This window comes from Prevotella illustrans (genome assembly GCF_017426725.1).
Lineage (GTDB): Bacteria > Bacteroidota > Bacteroidia > Bacteroidales > Bacteroidaceae > Prevotella > Prevotella illustrans.
In genome coordinates this window covers 256-18,521 of sequence record NZ_JAERMS010000004.1, presented here as the reverse complement: position 1 = coordinate 18,521, position 18,266 = coordinate 256, and the positions used below count along the sequence as shown (strand labels likewise).

Sequence of the window (18,266 nt, the reverse complement as noted above, 5' to 3'; positions counted from 1 at the left end):
CCCTTCATCACATCAGGCTATGTACGATATAGAAAAAGATTTACACTACTTAGAATTACTCTCTCAATCATTCCCGACGATTGCAGACGCCAGTACAGAAATCATCAATCTTTCTGCCATTCTAAACCTTCCCAAAGGCACCGAACACTTTTTGGCCGATATTCATGGCGAATACCAGGCTTTCCAGCATGTTTTGAAGAATGCCTCCGGCAATATCAAACGTAAAGTTAACGAGCTCTTCGGCAATACCCTGCGAGAGCAGGATAAACGTGAACTGTGTACGCTCATTTACTATCCCGAACAGAAATTGGAATTGGTGAAAGCTAATGAGCCTTATCTCAAGGATTGGTATCACATCACGCTCCACCAGCTGGTGGCCGTCTGCCGCGACGTCTCCAGCAAATATACCCGTAGCAAGGTGCGCAAGTCTCTGCCCGCAGAATTCAGCTACATCATTCAGGAGCTACTGCACGAGCGCACGGAGGACAGTAACAAGACGGCCTATGTCAATGGAATCATCTATACCATTATTTCTACAGGCCGCGCCGACGATTTCATCATCGCTATAGCCAACGTCATTCAGCGTCTGGCCATTGACCAGCTCCATATTCTCGGCGACATCTATGACCGCGGCCCGGGTGCCCATATCATTATGGACACACTGCGCCACTATCATAGTTGGGATATCCAATGGGGCAATCACGACATTCTTTGGATGGGAGCCTGCGTCGGCAACGACGCCTGCATCTGCAATGTCATCCGTCTGTCGCTTCGCTATGCCAACCTGACGACACTCGAAGAGGGCTACGGTATAAACCTGATGCCACTGGCCACTTTCGCCATGGAGACCTACGGTGACGATCCCTGTGAGGAATTTGTGCCCCGGCTGAGTGGCGGAGCCAAGGAAATTGACGAGAAGACGCTGCGACTCTCGGCACTCATGCACAAGGCTATCTCCGTCATACAATTCAAGGAAGAAGCCAAAATATTTGAACGCCATCCTGAATGGGGCATGGAAAATCGGGAACTTTTCAACTTCATCGACTACGAGAAAGGAACCATCATGCTTGACGGGACAGAATATCCACTCAGCAGTAACAACTTCCCAACGATCGACCCCAAGCACCCCAATGAACTTACTTTCGAGGAAAAACAACTCATGGGTAAGCTCCACCACTCTTTCAAGGCTTGCGAAAAACTACACAAGCATATTGGTGTCATGCTCAGCCATGGCTGTATGTATGCCGTCTACAACAACAACCTGCTCTTCCATGCCTCTATTCCCTTAAATGCCGACGGTACGCTGAAGGAAGTTGAAATCTATCCGGGACGCAGCTATTCGGGCCGTTCGCTAATGTACCATACCGGCATGATGATTCGCACTGCTTTTCAAAATGATTCCGACCCACAGGAAAAGGAGTATGCCATCGACTATTTTCTCTATCTGTGGTGCGGCCCCGACAGCCCGCTCTTCGACAAGAGCAAGATGGCTACTTTCGAACGCTATTTCATCAAAGACGAAGCCACCCACAAAGAAGAAAAAGGCCACTATTTCAAACTCCGTGACGACGAAGCTGTCGTCGATGGCATCTTAGACGCTTTCGGCGTGACGGGGGCCAACCGGCATATCATCAACGGTCATGTACCCGTGCATGCCATGGATGGCGAGAATCCTATCAAAGCCAACGGCAAACTCATGGTCATCGATGGCGGCTTCTCGCAAGCCTATCACAAAGAGACAGGCATTGCCGGCTATACGCTTGTCTACCATAGTCGGGGCTTCCAGCTGGTGCAACACGAACCGTTCACAGACACCAAGGATGCCATTCAGCGCGGCACCGACATCAAGAGCACTACGGTTCTCGTCGAAATGAGCGCCCACCGCATGCTCGTCGCCGATACCGACAAAGGCGCGGAACTGCGTCGGCAAGTGAGCGACTTGCGGGAATTGCTTTATGCCTACCGCCACGGATTTATAAAAGAACGGGCTACAAAATGAAATAACTCCAATCTGCCGCAACAAACACTTCCCCCATATCGAAAACCCTTTCTCTCTGCCGATTTCCATATCCTTTTAAAGGCCGGGGCGGAATAAGTTTTTCTAAAGTCAGTAGCGTTTAATGCTTAATTGCCAAGGCGGAACGTCCCGGCAAGTGACGGCAGAGAAAGCCGGCCGCACCGGTGATGAAGTCTCCGGCTTCATCACTTGTAAGCCCATCCAATTATATTGATTCAGCGTTTCCGTGATTTTTGTCAGAAAAAACTACCTGATTTTAACACTTCTACAATACATCATCTAAGTGTCGGCACGCCGAAAAAGGCCTTCGCTTTGCCGATTTTGATGCCCTTTTATGCCTAAAGTGATCCTTTTACCGGCTCAAAGCACAGCGATTACGCCGCTAAAGCATAGCTTTTAGCCGATGAAAGGGCCGCGATTACGGCCTAAAAGCATAGTGATTAAGGGTAAAAAAACGAAGAGAAAATACCCTTAAAAGTACAATATACTGATAACTAGCGTTTTATAAACTTGCTCTACAATCGCTTATTTTCGTCCTTCTCTTTTCTTTTTCAAAATAACGCCACTTTTTTGATGGTATATGTAAAGATAATTCAGGGTGCGGTAGATATCATCGATACTTGTAAACCTGTCCCCATTAATTTTCTACTGCCCCCAAACGACGGCAGACTTGCAGAACCTCTGCAAACGTCACGACAAATCAAACCTTTCTACTGCCCCTGCAAATAAGCCTCAATATATCAATCGATGATATCAACGCGCCCTTCTAAAACATTTAGCATCATCCATCCTTTACGATGAATCTTTGAATAAAGATGTAGGGCAACATGCCCCATCGTGCGGCGAAGATTCAGTTCCACCATTGGATTGATTCTGCCATCTTTCAATATCATCATGTCAATCCCTAAAGGACCTATGTAGTTGCCTGCAAGTTGCCGTTTTAATTCCAACATGATAGATTTTATTAAACGATCCAATAGATTCAGGTCGGTATAAGCTGCCAAATACAATCGCTTATTTTGTTCTGTATCTAACAGACTTCCAAGATAAATTCCATTCTGTGCCTTGAAAATACTAAGTCCCAGATAGTGTATATCATCGGGAAGCATATCGAACTCAATCCCAAAGTCAACAACCTTATCGGCCCAATAGGGTTCCATCATGATACTTCCCTGGGTGCGGATAATGTTTTTAATCCAGTTTTCCTGATGGATTTCTACATATACGTTATTCTCGCCATCATGAGACAAAGGATTGCGAGAAGGTTCCAACAAGCGTACTCCTCGCCCGCTACTGCTCCATGGTGCCTTCACGACATAGCGACAATCAGGCTGGAGCACACGATATAGCAAAGTATAGTCAGAAAACAGTCGGACTTCTACCGTGGTATGAGGCGTGTTCTGAAATTTAGGAATAAGATTCTCTGCCGTCCAGAAACGTGCGCTCATATTTCGTATTTTTTCTAAATACGAATCATCCGGCAATACAGAAGCTAACAAAGGCTGAATGGTAAGGAGATCCATTCGCAGCTTTTTATCCGCTCCCCAGCTATCAACCTTTGTAATGCGAGCCCCCCATTCGTCCGCTGCCAACATTTCCGGGGTAATAAAAGTCGCGTTTCGCCGGCCAACAATATTGTTTTTCGATATCCCAAGATTAGAACAACGGGCTTCGGCCTTATCGATATTATCAACAAGAATCAAATCATCATGGTCCGCCCAAATCACAGGGAGAAAATCAAAAGTCCGTTTTAACTGCGCAACAGCTTTGGGTAGCGTAAAACGACAGAGATTGGCAGCAAGAGAAAGATCATGCTCAGGATTAAATACATGTAATTTCACACGACAAAGATAGCAAAACTCCACTTCAGCACAGGCTTTCCATGAAAGAATAATAAAAAATAATCGTTTTTTGCAATCCGGAGTTTGCAATTTCACAAAATAGTTACTATCTTTGCATGGATAATTAACAATAAGCCGAAGCATTATATGGAAGCCTTTTTTCGGACTCACTCTTATTTAGTAGAGCATACAGACGCCAAGGTCCGTCGTACCCTCATGGACGAGATTAATTGGAACGATCGTATGATTGGAATAAAAGGCACTCGTGGTGTTGGTAAAACCACGTTCTTACTGCAATTTGCCAAGGAAAAATACGGAGCACATGACAGAAGATGTCTATACATCAATATGAATAACTTCTATTTCCAAGGGCGGGGTATTGCCGATTTCGCAGCCGATTTCGTGAATCATAACGGCAAAGTTTTGTTAATTGATCAAGTCTTCAAGCAGCCCAATTGGAGTATGGAACTTCGGAAATGCTACGATTTGTTTCCCAATCTTCAGATTGTATTTACAGGTTCCAGCGTGATGCGACTGAAAGACGAAAACCCGGAGCTCAATGGCATTGTCAAAAGCTATAACCTACGAGGATTCTCGTTTCGTGAGTTTCTTAACCTTCATACAGGCAACTCTTTCCGCGCCTATTCACTCCAAGAGATTCTTCAGTCGCACGAGCAAATTATCAAGAACATATTACCTAAAGTGAGTCCGTCGGCTTATTTCATGGATTATATTCACCATGGCTTTTACCCTTTCTTTCTGGAGCAACGCAATTTCTCTGAAAATTTGCTGAAAACAATGAATATGATGACCGAAGTTGACATTCTGCTCATCAAACAGATAGAACTAAAGTATCTTACAAAAATCAAGAAACTTTTCTATTTATTGGCCGTCGACGGTTCAAAGGTTCCTAATATCAGCAATTTAGCACATGAAATAGAAACCAGCCGGGCTACGGTAATGAACTACATCAAGTATTTGGCCGACGCCCGACTTATCAATATCATTTATCCTGTGGGGGAAGATTTCCCCAAAAAACCCGGTAAAATCATGATGCACAACTCGAATCTGATGTATGCTATCTATCCGATTCAAGCTGACACGCAAGATTTGATGGAAACTTTCTTCGTTAATTCACTTTGGAAAGATCATGTTGTGAACCAAGGCAACAAAGAACATTTCTTTATCGTTGATGAAAACATGAAGTTCCGCATCTGTGACGCGCAACACGATCAAAAGATCCGCTACAATTTGGATACGATCTATGCGCGCTACAACACAGAGATTGGAAAAGAAAACCAAATTCCACTTTGGCTTTTAGGCTTTCTGTATTAAATTAAAAAGATACTTTACATTAAAGCAACAAAGACATTTATATACATTCATTTTAATTTAAATAAAAATGGCTAAAGAAAAAAAGTTTATGACGTGTGATGGTAACACTGCTGCTGCACATGTGAGCTATATGTTCACCGAAGTAGCTGCCATCTACCCTATTACTCCGTCATCTCCAATGGCAGAGCATGTTGATGAATGGGCAGCCAAGGGGCGTAAGAACCTTTTTGGTCAAACTGTTTCCATTCAGGAAATGGAATCCGAAGCCGGCGCCGCCGGCGCTGTCCATGGCTCACTTCAGGCAGGTGCGCTCACATCTACCTACACAGCTTCTCAAGGTCTGCTGCTGATGATACCTAATATGTATAAGATTGCCGGTGAATTGCTGCCATGCGTATTCAACGTGTCAGCCCGCACATTGGCTTCTCATTCTCTCTGTATTTTTGGTGATCATCAAGACGTGATGGCCTGCCGCCAGACAGGTTTTGGTATGTTCTGCTCCGGTTCTGTGCAGGAAGTAATGGATCTTTCTGCCGTTCCTCATCTTGCGACTCTGAAAACCAGTGTTCCCTTCATTAACTTCTTCGACGGTTTCCGCACATCCCATGAGTATCATAAAGTTGAAGCCATGGACATGGAAGATATACGTCCATTAGTTGATATGGAGTCCGTTAAGCGTTTCCGCGACCGAGCCCTCACTCCTGAGCGCCCTGTCACACGAGGCACGGCAGAGAATCCCGAAACGTTCTTTACGCATCGTGAGGCCTCAAACCAATACTATGAGGCTATTCCCGAAGTCGTAGAGAGCTATCTCGGTGAGATTTCCAAGATTACCGGTCGTGAATATCACTTATTCAACTACTATGGCGCAGAAGACGCAGAGAACGTAATCATCCTGATGGGTTCTGCCACAGAGCCGGCTCGCGAAGCAATCGATTATCTTAATAAGCAAGGCAAGAAGGTCGGCATGGTCGCAGTTCACCTCTACCGTCCTTTCTCCGTAGACTTCCTGAAGAAAACTCTTCCTGCCACCGTCAAGCGTATTGCCGTTCTCGACCGTACAAAGGAGCCGGGAGCAGAGGGAGAACCGTTGTATCTTGACGTTAAGTCCGCCCTCTACAATGCCGAGCGCAAGCCATTGATTGTTGGCGGTCGCTATGGTCTCGGTTCGGCCGATACAACTCCGGCCAAAATCGTTGCCGTATTCAAGAATCTTGAATTGCCAACCCCAAAAGACCACTTTACGGTTGGTATTGTTGATGATGTTACATTCACTTCGCTTCCTGAAGAAGAGGAAATTCCAATGGGTGGCGACAGCTTGTTCGAGGCGAAGTTCTTCGGTCTTGGTTCTGACGGAACCGTTGGCGCCAACAAGAACTCCGTGCAGATCATCGGTAACAACACCAATAAGTATTGTCAGGCATACTTCTCTTACGACTCAAAGAAGTCCGGTGGTTTCACTTGTTCCCATCTCCGTTTCGGCGACGAGCCCATCCACTCTGCTTACTTGGTAAATACACCGAATTTCGTGGCCTGCCATGTTCAGGCTTATCTGCACATGTACGACGTGACCCGTGGCTTGCGCAAGAACGGAACATTCCTGCTGAATACGATCTTTGACGGTGAGGAACTGATCAACTTCATTCCTAACAAGGTAAAACGTTGTTTTGCAAAAAACAATATCAAAGTTTACTACATCAACGCTTCCAAGATAGGCCAGGAAATCGGCTTGGGTAACCGTACCAATACTATCTTGCAGTCTGCGTTCTTCCGTATTACAGGTGTTATCCCTGTAGAGCTTGCTGTTGAGCAGATGAAGGCTTTCATCGTGAAATCTTATGGCAAGAAAGGTGAAGATATCGTCAACATGAACTACGCGGCTGTCGACCGTGGCGGCGAATACAAGGAACTGGCAATCGACCCGGCTTGGGCTAACCTGGCTGACGACAACAACAACATTGACGACGCTCCCGATTTCATCAAAGAGATTGTCCGCCCAATGAACGCGCAGGCCGGTGATCTTCTGAAGGTTTCAGACTTTGTCAAATTCGACACCGTCGACGGTACCTGGCAGAATGGAACTTCAGCCTATGAGAAACGTGGTGTGGAAGCGTTTACCCCTGTTTGGAACTCAGACAACTGCATCCAGTGTAACAAGTGTGCTTACGTTTGTCCTCACGCTTGTATCCGGCCATTCGTTTTAGATGAGCAGGAAGCAGCCAAATTCGACGGTAAGACGATCGACGTACTTGCTCCTAAGACTTTGAAAGGAATGAATTTCCGCATACAGGTTTCCGTACTCGACTGTCTTGGTTGCGGCAACTGTGCAGATGTCTGCCCGGGCAAGAAGGGTGAGAAGGCTCTGAAGATGGCCCCATTCAATGTCGATGATCCGGATATGATCAAAGAGTCGCAGACTTGGAATTACCTTATAAAGAACGTAACATCGAAGCAACATCTCGTAGACATCAAGCAAAACCCGAAGAACTCACAGTTTGCCCAACCGTTGTTCGAGTTCTCCGGAGCATGCTCAGGTTGTGGTGAAACTCCGTACGTGAAGTTGATTTCCCAACTCTATGGCGACCGCGAGATGATTGCCAATGCCACAGGCTGTTCTTCGATCTATTCCGCTTCCGTGCCCTCTACGCCATATACGACGAATGCCAACGGTCAGGGTCCCGCATTCGACAATTCTCTGTTTGAGGATTTCTGCGAATTTGGTTTAGGCATGGCACTTGGCAACAAGAAGATGAAGGAGCGTATCGTGAAGCTGCTTCATGACGCGATGGCTCACGAAGATAATCCGGCAGAGTTCAAGGCTGCCGCAGAGAAATGGATTGCAGGCAAAGACGATGCCGACGCTTCCAAGGAAGCCGCCGCTGAACTCAAGCCTCTTATCGCTGCCGGCGCTGAAGCAGGTTGTCCTATCTGCGCAGAACTCAAGACTCTCGACCACTATCTCGTAAAACGCAGCCAATGGATTATCGGTGGCGACGGCGCTTCCTACGATATCGGTTACGGAGGTCTCGACCATGTGCTCGCTTCGGGTGAAGACGTAAATATTCTCGTTCTTGACACCGAGGTTTACTCGAACACCGGTGGGCAGAGCTCCAAGTCGACCCCGCTTGGCGCCATCGCGCAATTTGCCGCCCAAGGCAAGCGTATCCGCAAAAAAGATCTCGGCCTGATGCAGACAACCTATGGCTATGTCTACGTCGCACAGATTGCGATGGGAGCCGACAACGCGCAAACGCTAAAAGCCATCCGCGAAGCGGAAGCATATCCCGGTCCGTCTTTGATCATTGCTTACGCACCCTGTATCAACCATGGTATCAAGGGTACCAAGAAGATGAAGAGAAGCATGGGTACCAGCCAGCGTGAAGAAGAACTGGCCGTCGCATGCGGCTACTGGCACTTGTGGCGCTACGATCCACGTCTTGCAGACGAAGGCAAAAACCCGTTCCAGCTTGATTCCAAGGCTCCGAAGTGGGAAGATTTCCAAGACTTCCTCATGGGTGAAGTTCGCTACTCTTCTGTGGCAAAGGCTTATCCTGCGGAAGCTGCCGAACTCTTCTCGCAGGCAGAGAAGATGGCCAAGTTGCGCTATCAAGCTTATGTTCGTAAGAGCAAGGAAGACTGGTCTGAAGAAATCTAATCGAAAGCGCTTGTTCTTCTACGAAGTAAGAACAAATTAAACTATACGTAAAAAGGCAATCTTGAATTGGATTGCTTTTTTTGTCATTTACACCCGTATCTGAACTGGTTTTAGTAAAAACATAAATGAGAAACTATTGATCCAGCGTCGGGGCCATCTGGTAAGCATCGTCAGCGCCAACGGTCGGCGAGAGATAATCAACGCCCTTCAGTTTGCCTTTACCTTCAATAACTATTGCGGGGGCGCCGTCCGGTTCGCCACCTACAATCTTATACATACGCAGCTTATAGGTATTATCCTTCTGGGTACCCACTATCAGATAATCAAATCCGTCGTCGCCTTTCAGGTAACGATTGCTAAGATAAGTGATCTGTTCATCCGAAGGCAATCCACTAAACAACAGTTCCTTTTCAGGACTTGTACCTGCGAGATCGAAGCTATAGACTTTATTAGCGTCTACTCCATAAGCAATAACGGCGATATTGGCATTCACTGCCCGGCAAGTGGCTTTGGAAAAATGTGTATCAGGATCAAGTGTCCTTACTTGTGTGAGCGTGGGCGTTCTGTTGGGACAAGCGATATAGTAGAGACGTTTCTGCGAAGGATTATCCCTGCGCTGCAGAAGGAAGTAAATGGTCTCGCCTCCCGCGCACGAAACACCACACGACAGACAGTCGTAATCCGGGTTGATAACCGTATAGCCTTCCGCGGTGCTTTCGATGGCGTGATTTCCGTTGTTATAATCAGTAAACTGAATGGCATGTTGCTGCTCATTCCAGAAGAGCATCCCTGAAAAGAGAGAGGGAATCGTAATGACGTGTGTACTCCCACCATTGCCCGACAAAGGACCAAAAATACCGGAACCACCCGCGAAGCCGCCATGTCCGGCCCCGTAAATACCGTTGCCGGTAACATAGAAAGAGTTGAACATGCCACTGAACGAACGATAGGGTATCACGCCTGTAACCGTTTCATAAAAGCAATTAGAGTTGTCCATGACGATTTCGCCGTCCATCGCCCTGATCCAGGCTACTTTGTCGGCCTCGGTGGTCACGCAGATTAAATTGGCGCTTTCCTTTCGGCCTGTTTCCTGATCAAGATACTCCTTTCCATAATTCACGTCAAGCGCCCGAGGCTTTCCAAGCAAAGGCTTTCCCTGTACCTTAGTCAGAACATCGTTGATCAATTCTCCTTTATCATTATTGTAAACATCATAATCGGTGTTCCCGTCAGCGGTTTCTTTTAGGATGACAAAACCTTTTGCCAATAGTGACGCCACGTGTACGGAAGTCTTAACATTCCGGCTATAGCCGGTCGACTTAGAAGTGACAACAAGAACAAAGACATAGGTCCCGTCAGACAACGCGACGTGATAGTCAAGCTGACGCGTGTCAGCTATTTTCTTGGCATGAATCTCCATATATTTGCCATCAACGATTTGGCTCGTTTTCTGCGGTTTGAAATAAAACCACTTGTATTCAAGATCGTTTTCCGCGAAACTCGACTCCACTGTTGGAGCAACCGAGAATGGCGCATTGGTGAAAGAGGTCACATGGTAACTGTCAGACAGCCCGGTTATACGAATATATATTTGATCGTTTCCGTAAGTGGAATCGTCTTTCACACAAGCGGCGAGAGACATCAGGATAAATATAAAAAGAATGGTCTTTTTCATTTTGATAATTGTTTAGATATCACTTTTGAAACTGTACGAGAGCTCCATTGGCTTCTGTCAAAGGCGGTAGCCCCACTTCCTGCTGCTTAGCGTTAAACTCATTAAGCAGCCTCTGAAACTTATTAGCCCAATACTGGAGAAAGCCTTGATCGGCAGAGTAATCCTCTATTCCTAATTTATGCAGATATTCTTCATCCCACTTCTTATCAGAGTTGTCAATCATGAACTGATGCTTCACCGTTCCGTAAGTCCCAAACATATAGTCCATGAACGACGTCCAATTGGTAGGCTTCACTAATCTGTCGGATATTGTGAGTAGTTTATAGCTAAATTCCTTGTATCCGGATTTAAAGAGATGATTATCCTTTATTTCGATGCGAAGCTTGTAATCAGCTTGCGTCAAAGACGGATCTTTGAGCACCACGACAGGCACACGTGCCTTCGTAGCACCTCCCTTGATCACATAAAAACGAGCGAGTCCTGCGTCGTCGAACCTCAGATAATGCTTGCCTGCCACCGCGTCATTATTCCCCGTAGGTACTTGCATCAGCTCTATTTTCCGGTCTTCTGCGGCAACAAATCCTATGGTCTTAACCGTGAACCAAATCGTGTCACTGGTCAACTGTTTATTATATACGAATGAATAGGAAGCCAAAGAGTCGTTCCTCGTCATATATTCAAAATTGAGACGTGACTGACTGTCTCCGTAAAGTGGTAATTCTTTCTCACATGAAGCCAATACACAGCCTCCTATAAGACAGATCATATACAGATAGTTTCTCATATTTGCAAATATTAATGGGTAGATGGATAAAGGGTAGGATCAAACTCCGATTCCGGTAGCGGGAGAATGTACTGGTCTTCGCCCATAGGCGATTTCCCCCAAGGAATGGAGGTTAATCCTAAGCGCTTATAGGTGTAGAACATTACGCCCTCACCATAAAACTCTCTGAGATACTCTTTGACTACCTCGGCATGTACCGCATCTAAAGTCGTGAAGTCATCAGTTATCTTTACGTTGTGCGACTGTATATAGTCCTTATAGAGGCGGTTTGCCTCAGTCAGGTCAGCCGTCGTTTCCATAGCGATGAGATACATTTCCGAAAGGCGGATAAGAGGCATTATTTGCAGTTTCGCGTGCAGAATATTAAGATCAGTCTGCTTTGCCACATCGTAATAATATTTTTTTAAAGTGGGAATACGAGTACCATAGGCATTGGCGGTATTTCTTTCCCACACATAAAGATACCGATTGTTACTGGCAGTACCCTGTCCTTGATAGAGCTGCCTGTTAAGTTTGGCTTCTGAAATATAAAGTGTAGTCTTAGTGTCAATTTGAACAGAAGGGTCTCCACCGATAATATTCACAGAATAGTTCATCAACTTATTATTGGCCAAAGCAAACAGACACTCACTTGGCAAAGCGAAATATTTCTTGTCAATATCTTCCATTCCTGACAACTTTACTACTTTTTGTCCCTTTACTTCACTTTCTATAACCTCTTTAGCCAATTTATAAGCCATACCTGTATCACCTGTATACAAGTAAATACGGGCTTTAAGAGCTTTCACTGCCCAATAATTGAAACGCATACGCCTGAAAGTCAGAAAATCATCTTCTACGGGAAGGGACTTCTCTGACGAACCTTCAAGCTGGCTGAAAGAATATTCTCTGGCCGGATCATACTTAGTAAACAACTCTTCAGCTATATCCAAATCCGCTATCAGCTTAGCCACATAGTTATTGTAACTGTAATATGGCGGTATACTCTTGATGTCAGAAGTTTCCGAATAAGGCAAAGAAACTGTCTTTTGAGGCTTTGAAGGCATTTGTCCAAACAGACGTAGGATATCAAATTGACAGAAAGCCCGTATGGCATGAGCCTCTGCATAGATGATGTTACGAGACTGCTCATTAGATATCGTACTCTTATTATTATCCAAGTTTTGAATAATAGCGTTAGCTTGAGTTACGACATTAAACAGTCCGCCATAAATGGATTTAATAGAAGAACGAGCTCTCGCGTCTGTGTATTGATGATTATGAAGCATCTTGAGTGCGGGTAGCCCTTGTTCCGAAGGTTCATCCCAAATACAAGCTAAGCATTCGATATCGGCCATTGTAAGGCTCATGCCGTAAAGGTTTTGCGAAGCCATAGCCGTATAACAACCCGCCAAAGCTCCTTTATAGCCCTTATAGGTGGAGAATATATCTTTAGCCCGTTCCTGTGAATCGGATTTTACGTCTAACCAATCAGAACAAGAAACCGACATGAATACGCATAGAGCTAAAAGTGATATTAAATTGAATCTTTTCATTTTTTCTTTAAATCGTTAGAATGTCAATGTTATTGTTCCTTGTATATTGCGTGCATACGGATAAGAGGTTCCACGCTCATATTTTACAGAAGACCAGTAGGCTAAATCTGAAGCATTGATGGCAAAAAGAATGGATTCAAGCCCGGACCGCTTCCGCAACCATTTGGAATTCCATCTATATTGTAGGCTTACAGATTGTAATTCGAGCACATTATCATCAAACACGTAACGTGAAGTCGCGTGTGTATCTTCAAAAGAGAATCCTTTAAAGAACGTATTATCCCCTTCTTTCAGCCACCGGGAACCCAACACCCGATAGTCTACGTTCTTCTTAGCAACATCATAGAGACTGACCTCCACTCGATTACGCAAGGTCTGGTTATAACGCTTTCCGCCCCAATGATAACCAAAAGAAACATTGAGCGTAAAGTTGTTCCACATGACCATGGTATGGAAGTTTCCTCTATACAGAGGCTCTGACGGTCCTAAATAAACCTTGTCCGAGGCGTTCCATCGGCTGGTTACGTTACCGTCCTTATCATAAAAGACCTCTTCACCCGAGCTGGGGTTTATACCGGCCGACCTCACAGCGTAAATGGCATTCATAGGACGACCGACATAAAAGAGATTGCTCACATCCACATTCTGAGCAAGGTATTGCTTATTCTGCTCTATGATCGCATCAGACAGTTTGGAGATTTTATTTTTGTTATTCACAAGCTGGGCACCAACCAGCCAATTGAACTTCCTTTTGTAGTCGCGTATGATATAGGCCTGTAAAGAAGCCTCTATGCCAACATTTTTTAATTCTCCTATATTGGCAATATAGGAAGGAAAGCCCATTGATAAGGGAAGGTCCATTGAAGAGAGCAGATTACCTGTCTTTTTCGTATACAGATCGATCTGTCCGTGTATTCGATTTTTCAACAGACCGAATTCTATGCCTATATTTAATTCGTTGGTTTTCTGCCATGTCAGTGCACTGTTTCCAAGTCCCATCATCTGTGCGGATGCCCAGTTCAGATATCTGCTTCCCGATACATATTTATAAGTCGTATATACACTCTCCGTCGCAAAGTCTTGAGAGCCTGTCACACCATAAGAAGCTTTCAACCTTAAATAGTTTACAAACTTATTATCATAGAGCCACTTTTCATTGTGCAGATTCCATCCTACCCCAGCACTCCAGAATGGCGCAAACCTTTTATCGCTACCAAACTTAGAACTGCCATCTACTCTATATGAGAGATCAATATAATATCTCCCATCGTAGGTATAATTTGCATTACCGGTTAAACCCACAAGACGTATGGTAGTATTATCACTTTTCGGAGCGCTGTTTTGTTCATATTGCAAAGCATTTCCTATATTATTCAAATCGTCATTCGTAAAGCCTTCTGCCGTGAAGCTTCGTGATCTGATATCCTCATTAGATATGGAATAATTGAGACCGACATACAGCTGGTGTTTCTTCCGCAAAGTCTTGGTATAACTCAAGGTAATATCTCCACTATACAGATTGTCAGTCCCTACTCCATAAGTATACTTTCCTTTTCGCATGGAACCGCTCGCCGTATTATATACAGGAGTATTGAAAGTGGAATGCTCGGCTGGCAAGAAGAGGTCAGAACTGCTTCTACGAGTAGAAACTCCCAACTTCGCACGTATACGGAGACTATCCCATATAGACCATTCTACTGAGAAATTATTGATAAATTCAAAATATTCCGACTGATCTTTACTGTTAAGGGTAGCGTCATAAAGCGGATTTCCTATCTTAGTGGAAGAATGGTTAAGGTCATAGAAATCTTTTACTATATTGCCTTTTTCATCATAGGGATTATTATAAGGCTGCATATCTACATAATTTTGGAAGTTTCCATATTTCCCATTGTTTGACAGATTAGATGCAATATTGGTATAATTGCGGAATATAAGATTCTTTACCGAATATAATAAGGTAATGTCTCCGGTCAGAGTCCGACGTGAAGATCCTTTCATAGCCCCCTCTATATCATTATAACCCAACGATGCTCCCCAACGGAATTCATTGGCGCCACCATCTAATTGCAGATTATATCGCTGTCCCACTCCATTTCGCAGCGGCTTGCTCATCCAGTCTATATCGGTACCGGAAAGCACTTTTTTTAGCGTCTCGGCATAATAGTTGTCAAGTAAAAATTGGTTTTCAGGATTATACAAGTTGGTATACAGTCCGATGGTTTTCTCTAATTGCAGCTTCTCGGCAGCATTCAGCATATGATATGAACTTAAATCCGGAACTTCCAATGATATACCTGCTTTGGCCGTAACGCGTAATTTCCCTGCTTGGGGCGATTTCGTAATGATCACGATCACGCCATTGGCGCCGCGGCTTCCATAAATCGCTGTAGCTGCCGCGTCTTTCAGTATATTAATACTTTCTATCTGTTCATCATTATAATCCATCAATTTGGAAAGCGATATTTCAAATCCATCCATAATGACAAGTGGCGCATTCACGGTCTGTGAAACATTTGAATTGAATTCTTCCACATTCATGGGCAATGAAGAACTGCCACGGATATTCAGATTGGGCAGTACATTCGGATTGCTACCAGCCGTATTGTTTATAGGAAAGTTGATACTGGCATCGAGATTACGAAGTGTCTGCATCAAGTTTGTACTACGGTACATGACAATTTGCTCCTTTCCTATTTCTGTTACAGATCCCGTATAACTTTCTTTGGCTTTTTTGAAGATACCTGTAACTACCACCTCAGCGATGTTCTTAGTATCGGTCTCCATATAAATTTTCTGATTCATCTGAAGAGGCACCACGATTGTTTTCATTCCGAGATACGATACAGATATTCGTTCTTTACCACTGGCATTCTTCAGATTGATCGTAAATTTGCCTTCGATATTTGTCACAACTTTCTCGTCTCTCCCATCCACACTGATCTGCGCCCCGATAACAGGCTGCTTGGTAGATGCTTCATAAACATAGCCCACAAAAGTCTGTACTCTGTCCATAGAAACCGGTTTAGCCTGTTGACCAACCACAATATTGACTATTTTTCCATCTACTTTGTAAACCAAGGGCGTAACTCTAAGTACATAATCCAACACTTCAAAGAATCGGGCATTAGTAACACTTCCGTTCACTTTGTACTTACGTACATCATCATAGGTGAAAAGAAACTTGTAATCGGACGCTTTTTCCAATCTAAGAAGCACCGAGGGTAGGTCTTCGTTGCTAAATTTCATCGACAATCCCGACTCTTTCTGAGCCCAAGAAGGCAATGCTGTCAACAAACCTACAAGCATCATCAGTAGCAATGTGTTTTTTTTCATCATAATCACTTGTAAATTCAAAATTAATACTTCCCATGGTAATTTACACGTTTTTTATACGTTTGAGTGCCGGGAAAAGGGCACGACCTACCCATAAAAATGCAAAAATCATATTTAAAGGGCCTTTTCTCCTTACATTATTTGATCATAGAAAAGCAAAAAATAAGGTTCTCTACAAGTTTTTCATCCGTTTTAAATATATTTGCAATGAGTTTATTGGAAATGGAACATAAGAACGACTTTGACAAAATATATCGGCTTTACTATCCTAAACTATTTTACTTCATCCGCCAATACATCGACGATGATGACGACTGTCATGACTTAGCAAACAGCGTGTTTGAAAACGCATGGAAATGCTTTGGCTCACTGCAAGCCGAAACTATTAAATCTTATCTCTATACCAGTGCCCGGAATAAAAGCATTGATTATTTACGACATCAAAAACAACATCGTAGATACGCCCAATTCGTAAGCAAGATGTCTCAATATTATATAGAATCAAATGAGTTTGATTTACAACGGGATAAAGAAGAACTGATCACCCAGATACTGGACTATCTCGGAGAACCTACAGGGCGCATACTACGGGCTTGCTACATAGAGCAAAAGAAATACAAAGAAGTAGCTTTTGAAATGCAGATCAGCATAAGTACCGTAAAAAAACACATGGTAAAAGCACTGAAGATGATCCGCGAGAAATGGGGAGAAATAAAATGAGTCAGGAGCATAACCTTATCTGCTTTTCAAACGTATTCATTATATTATATGGCAATCAATAACGAACACAAAGAAGACATGGAACGTATTCTGGTCGAAATGGCAGAAGACGGACTTGATAGTGAGCACCTTGCAGAACTGGAAGATGATCCGGCATTCCACGAAAGTTGTCAAAATTTCTTTAATTTACAGACCGTAATCAGACAAAAATATCATCCTATCGACGTAGAACGATATTTACGCATTTTCCATCATACCCGCTCTTCCCGTCTTCTCTTTCTCCGTCTCCTGTCCTATGCAGCCTGTGCAGCCGCAGCCATCATCTGCTTTTTGCTACTGAACTCGCGTTTCCCAACCTCTCATCAAGCCGTAACGACCTCTATATATTCTGCCCAAAAGCCCCAGCAAGTAACTTTAAACTATGGCGGAAAGCCTCATACCACAGTTCCGAAGCAAGGGAACACGGCAGTGATAATACCAGAAGATTACCTGCTATCTACAGCTGAAACACAGCAAGTTTTGCTTAATGTTCCTTACGGGAACTGTGCTACCGTCACCATGCCCGATGGTTCTGTGGCCTACCTCCATGCGGGGAGCAGCCTTACTTTTGCCACTCACCCCCTAAACAACAAACGTGTGGCGAAACTTAAAGGTGAAGCATATCTCAAGATAAAGCACGATCCTTCGCACCCTTTTATCATTCTCACCGGACATACGCAAACTACCGTGTTGGGCACGGAACTCAACATCTGCGTTACAGATGATAACAAAACTATCGTTACGCTCATAACGGGCAAAGCAAAAGTATCATCTGAAAGTAAGACCTTTACCATGGCTCCCGGGCAACAGGCTACCGTGACAGGGAAAGATATCATCACACGGGAAGTAGACGTAGCTCCTTTTACCAATTGGCGTGATGGCTATTTCTATTTTGACAATGTACCATTGAAAGACATCATGGAAACTATCGGGAAACACTATAATATGACAGTGATTTTTAAGAATACCTCCGCCATGCACTACAAGACCCATTTTGTGACAGAACGCTCTAAAAATATAGACGCTGTAGTCAATTGGATCAATCAAATGGACAAAGTGAAAGTATCTCTTAATAATGGCCAGATTATCATAGATTGACTATCCTTTTTCCCAATTCTCATCTATATTTATAGCCCTTAAACTAAAAAAGTATATCAAGGAAGACTTGATACACTCTGCGGTGCGTACGAGACTCGAACTCGTGACCTCCTGCGTGACAGGCAGGCATTCTAACCAACTGAACTAACGCACCAATGTGCGAAATAAGAAAGGCTTGCGGTGCGTACGAGACTCGAACTCGTGACCTCCTGCGTGACAGGCAGGCATTCT

General features: G+C 44.3%; 10 protein-coding genes and 2 tRNA genes (1 of these 12 running past the window's edge). 5 read left to right on the top strand and 7 right to left on the bottom strand.

Going from position 1 to position 18,266, the window contains the following annotated elements; all coding sequences use genetic code 11:
* The first annotated feature begins 19 nt into the window (after positions 1 to 19).
* On the top strand, positions 20 to 1,999 hold the full coding sequence (locus tag JHU38_RS02275; protein WP_107582640.1) for a fructose-1,6-bisphosphatase: 1,980 nt from the start codon (positions 20 to 22) through the stop codon (positions 1,997 to 1,999).
* 758 nt (positions 2,000 to 2,757) lie between these two features.
* Here the strand turns inward: JHU38_RS02275 and JHU38_RS02270 are convergent.
* Positions 2,758 to 4,029: a hypothetical protein gene (locus JHU38_RS02270; protein WP_158267315.1), complete on the bottom strand. Its 1,272-nt coding sequence runs from the start codon at positions 4,027 to 4,029 to the stop codon at positions 2,758 to 2,760.
* On the opposite strand from JHU38_RS02270, the gene JHU38_RS02265 reads away from it, so the two are divergent.
* Positions 4,006 to 5,193, top strand: coding sequence for an ATP-binding protein (locus JHU38_RS02265; protein ID WP_107582642.1), 1,188 nt, complete (start codon positions 4,006 to 4,008; stop codon positions 5,191 to 5,193). The genes JHU38_RS02270 and JHU38_RS02265 overlap by 24 nt on opposite strands.
* Before the next feature lie 67 nt (positions 5,194 to 5,260).
* Positions 5,261 to 8,848, top strand: coding sequence for a pyruvate:ferredoxin (flavodoxin) oxidoreductase (nifJ, locus tag JHU38_RS02260; protein ID WP_107582643.1), 3,588 nt, complete (start codon positions 5,261 to 5,263; stop codon positions 8,846 to 8,848).
* Positions 8,849 to 8,981: 133 nt separating this feature from the next.
* On the opposite strand, the gene JHU38_RS02255 is transcribed toward nifJ, so the two are convergent.
* The 4 genes from JHU38_RS02255 to JHU38_RS02240 are packed head-to-tail and all read right to left on the bottom strand — an operon-like array spanning position 8,982 to position 16,181.
* On the bottom strand, positions 8,982 to 10,523 hold the full coding sequence (locus tag JHU38_RS02255) for a PKD-like family lipoprotein (protein WP_107582644.1): 1,542 nt from the start codon (positions 10,521 to 10,523) through the stop codon (positions 8,982 to 8,984).
* Positions 10,524 to 10,542: 19 nt separating this feature from the next.
* Complete coding sequence (locus tag JHU38_RS02250; protein ID WP_107582645.1) at positions 10,543 to 11,307, bottom strand: DUF4843 domain-containing protein; 765 nt, start codon at positions 11,305 to 11,307, stop codon at positions 10,543 to 10,545.
* Positions 11,308 to 11,318: 11 nt separating this feature from the next.
* Positions 11,319 to 12,842 carry a RagB/SusD family nutrient uptake outer membrane protein gene (locus JHU38_RS02245; protein ID WP_107582646.1) on the bottom strand — a complete coding sequence of 508 codons (1,524 nt, stop codon included), beginning with the start codon at positions 12,840 to 12,842 and terminating at the stop codon, positions 11,319 to 11,321.
* Between the two features lie 15 nt (positions 12,843 to 12,857).
* Positions 12,858 to 16,181 (bottom strand): SusC/RagA family TonB-linked outer membrane protein, encoded by a 3,324-nt coding sequence (locus JHU38_RS02240; protein ID WP_107582647.1) that lies wholly within the window; start codon positions 16,179 to 16,181, stop codon positions 12,858 to 12,860.
* 219 nt (positions 16,182 to 16,400) lie between these two features.
* Between JHU38_RS02240 and JHU38_RS02235 the strand changes: the two genes are divergently transcribed.
* Positions 16,401 to 16,898 carry an RNA polymerase sigma-70 factor gene (locus JHU38_RS02235; protein WP_207859292.1) on the top strand — a complete coding sequence of 166 codons (498 nt, stop codon included), beginning with the start codon at positions 16,401 to 16,403 and terminating at the stop codon, positions 16,896 to 16,898.
* Between the two features lie 48 nt (positions 16,899 to 16,946).
* Positions 16,947 to 18,035, top strand: a complete 1,089-nt coding sequence (locus JHU38_RS02230) for a FecR family protein (RefSeq protein ID WP_107582649.1) — start codon at positions 16,947 to 16,949, stop codon at positions 18,033 to 18,035.
* A gap of 80 nt (positions 18,036 to 18,115) precedes the next feature.
* On the opposite strand, the gene JHU38_RS02225 is transcribed toward JHU38_RS02230, so the two are convergent.
* Together JHU38_RS02225 and JHU38_RS02220 are read right to left on the bottom strand one after the other, a co-directional pair.
* Positions 18,116 to 18,189 (bottom strand) — tRNA-Asp (locus tag JHU38_RS02225).
* Positions 18,190 to 18,213: 24 nt separating this feature from the next.
* A tRNA-Asp gene (locus JHU38_RS02220) sits at positions 18,214 to 18,266 on the bottom strand (it continues 121 nt past the right edge of the window).

Bases quoted from the DNA above. Each gene is read 5' to 3' on its own strand.
- JHU38_RS02250 (WP_107582645.1), bottom strand. From the start codon at position 11,307: ATGAGAAACTATCTGTATATGATCTGTCTTATAGGAGGCTGTGTATTG.
- nifJ (WP_107582643.1), top strand. From the start codon at position 5,261: ATGGCTAAAGAAAAAAAGTTTATGACGTGTGATGGTAACACTGCTGCT.
- JHU38_RS02265 (WP_107582642.1), top strand. From the start codon at position 4,006: ATGGAAGCCTTTTTTCGGACTCACTCTTATTTAGTAGAGCATACAGAC.
- JHU38_RS02230 (WP_107582649.1), top strand. From the start codon at position 16,947: ATGGCAATCAATAACGAACACAAAGAAGACATGGAACGTATTCTGGTC.
- JHU38_RS02245 (WP_107582646.1), bottom strand. From the start codon at position 12,842: ATGAAAAGATTCAATTTAATATCACTTTTAGCTCTATGCGTATTCATG.
- JHU38_RS02235 (WP_207859292.1), top strand. From the start codon at position 16,401: ATGGAACATAAGAACGACTTTGACAAAATATATCGGCTTTACTATCCT.
- JHU38_RS02255 (WP_107582644.1), bottom strand. From the start codon at position 10,523: ATGAAAAAGACCATTCTTTTTATATTTATCCTGATGTCTCTCGCCGCT.
- JHU38_RS02240 (WP_107582647.1), bottom strand. From the start codon at position 16,181: ATGATGAAAAAAAACACATTGCTACTGATGATGCTTGTAGGTTTGTTG.
- JHU38_RS02275 (WP_107582640.1), top strand. From the start codon at position 20: ATGTACGATATAGAAAAAGATTTACACTACTTAGAATTACTCTCTCAA.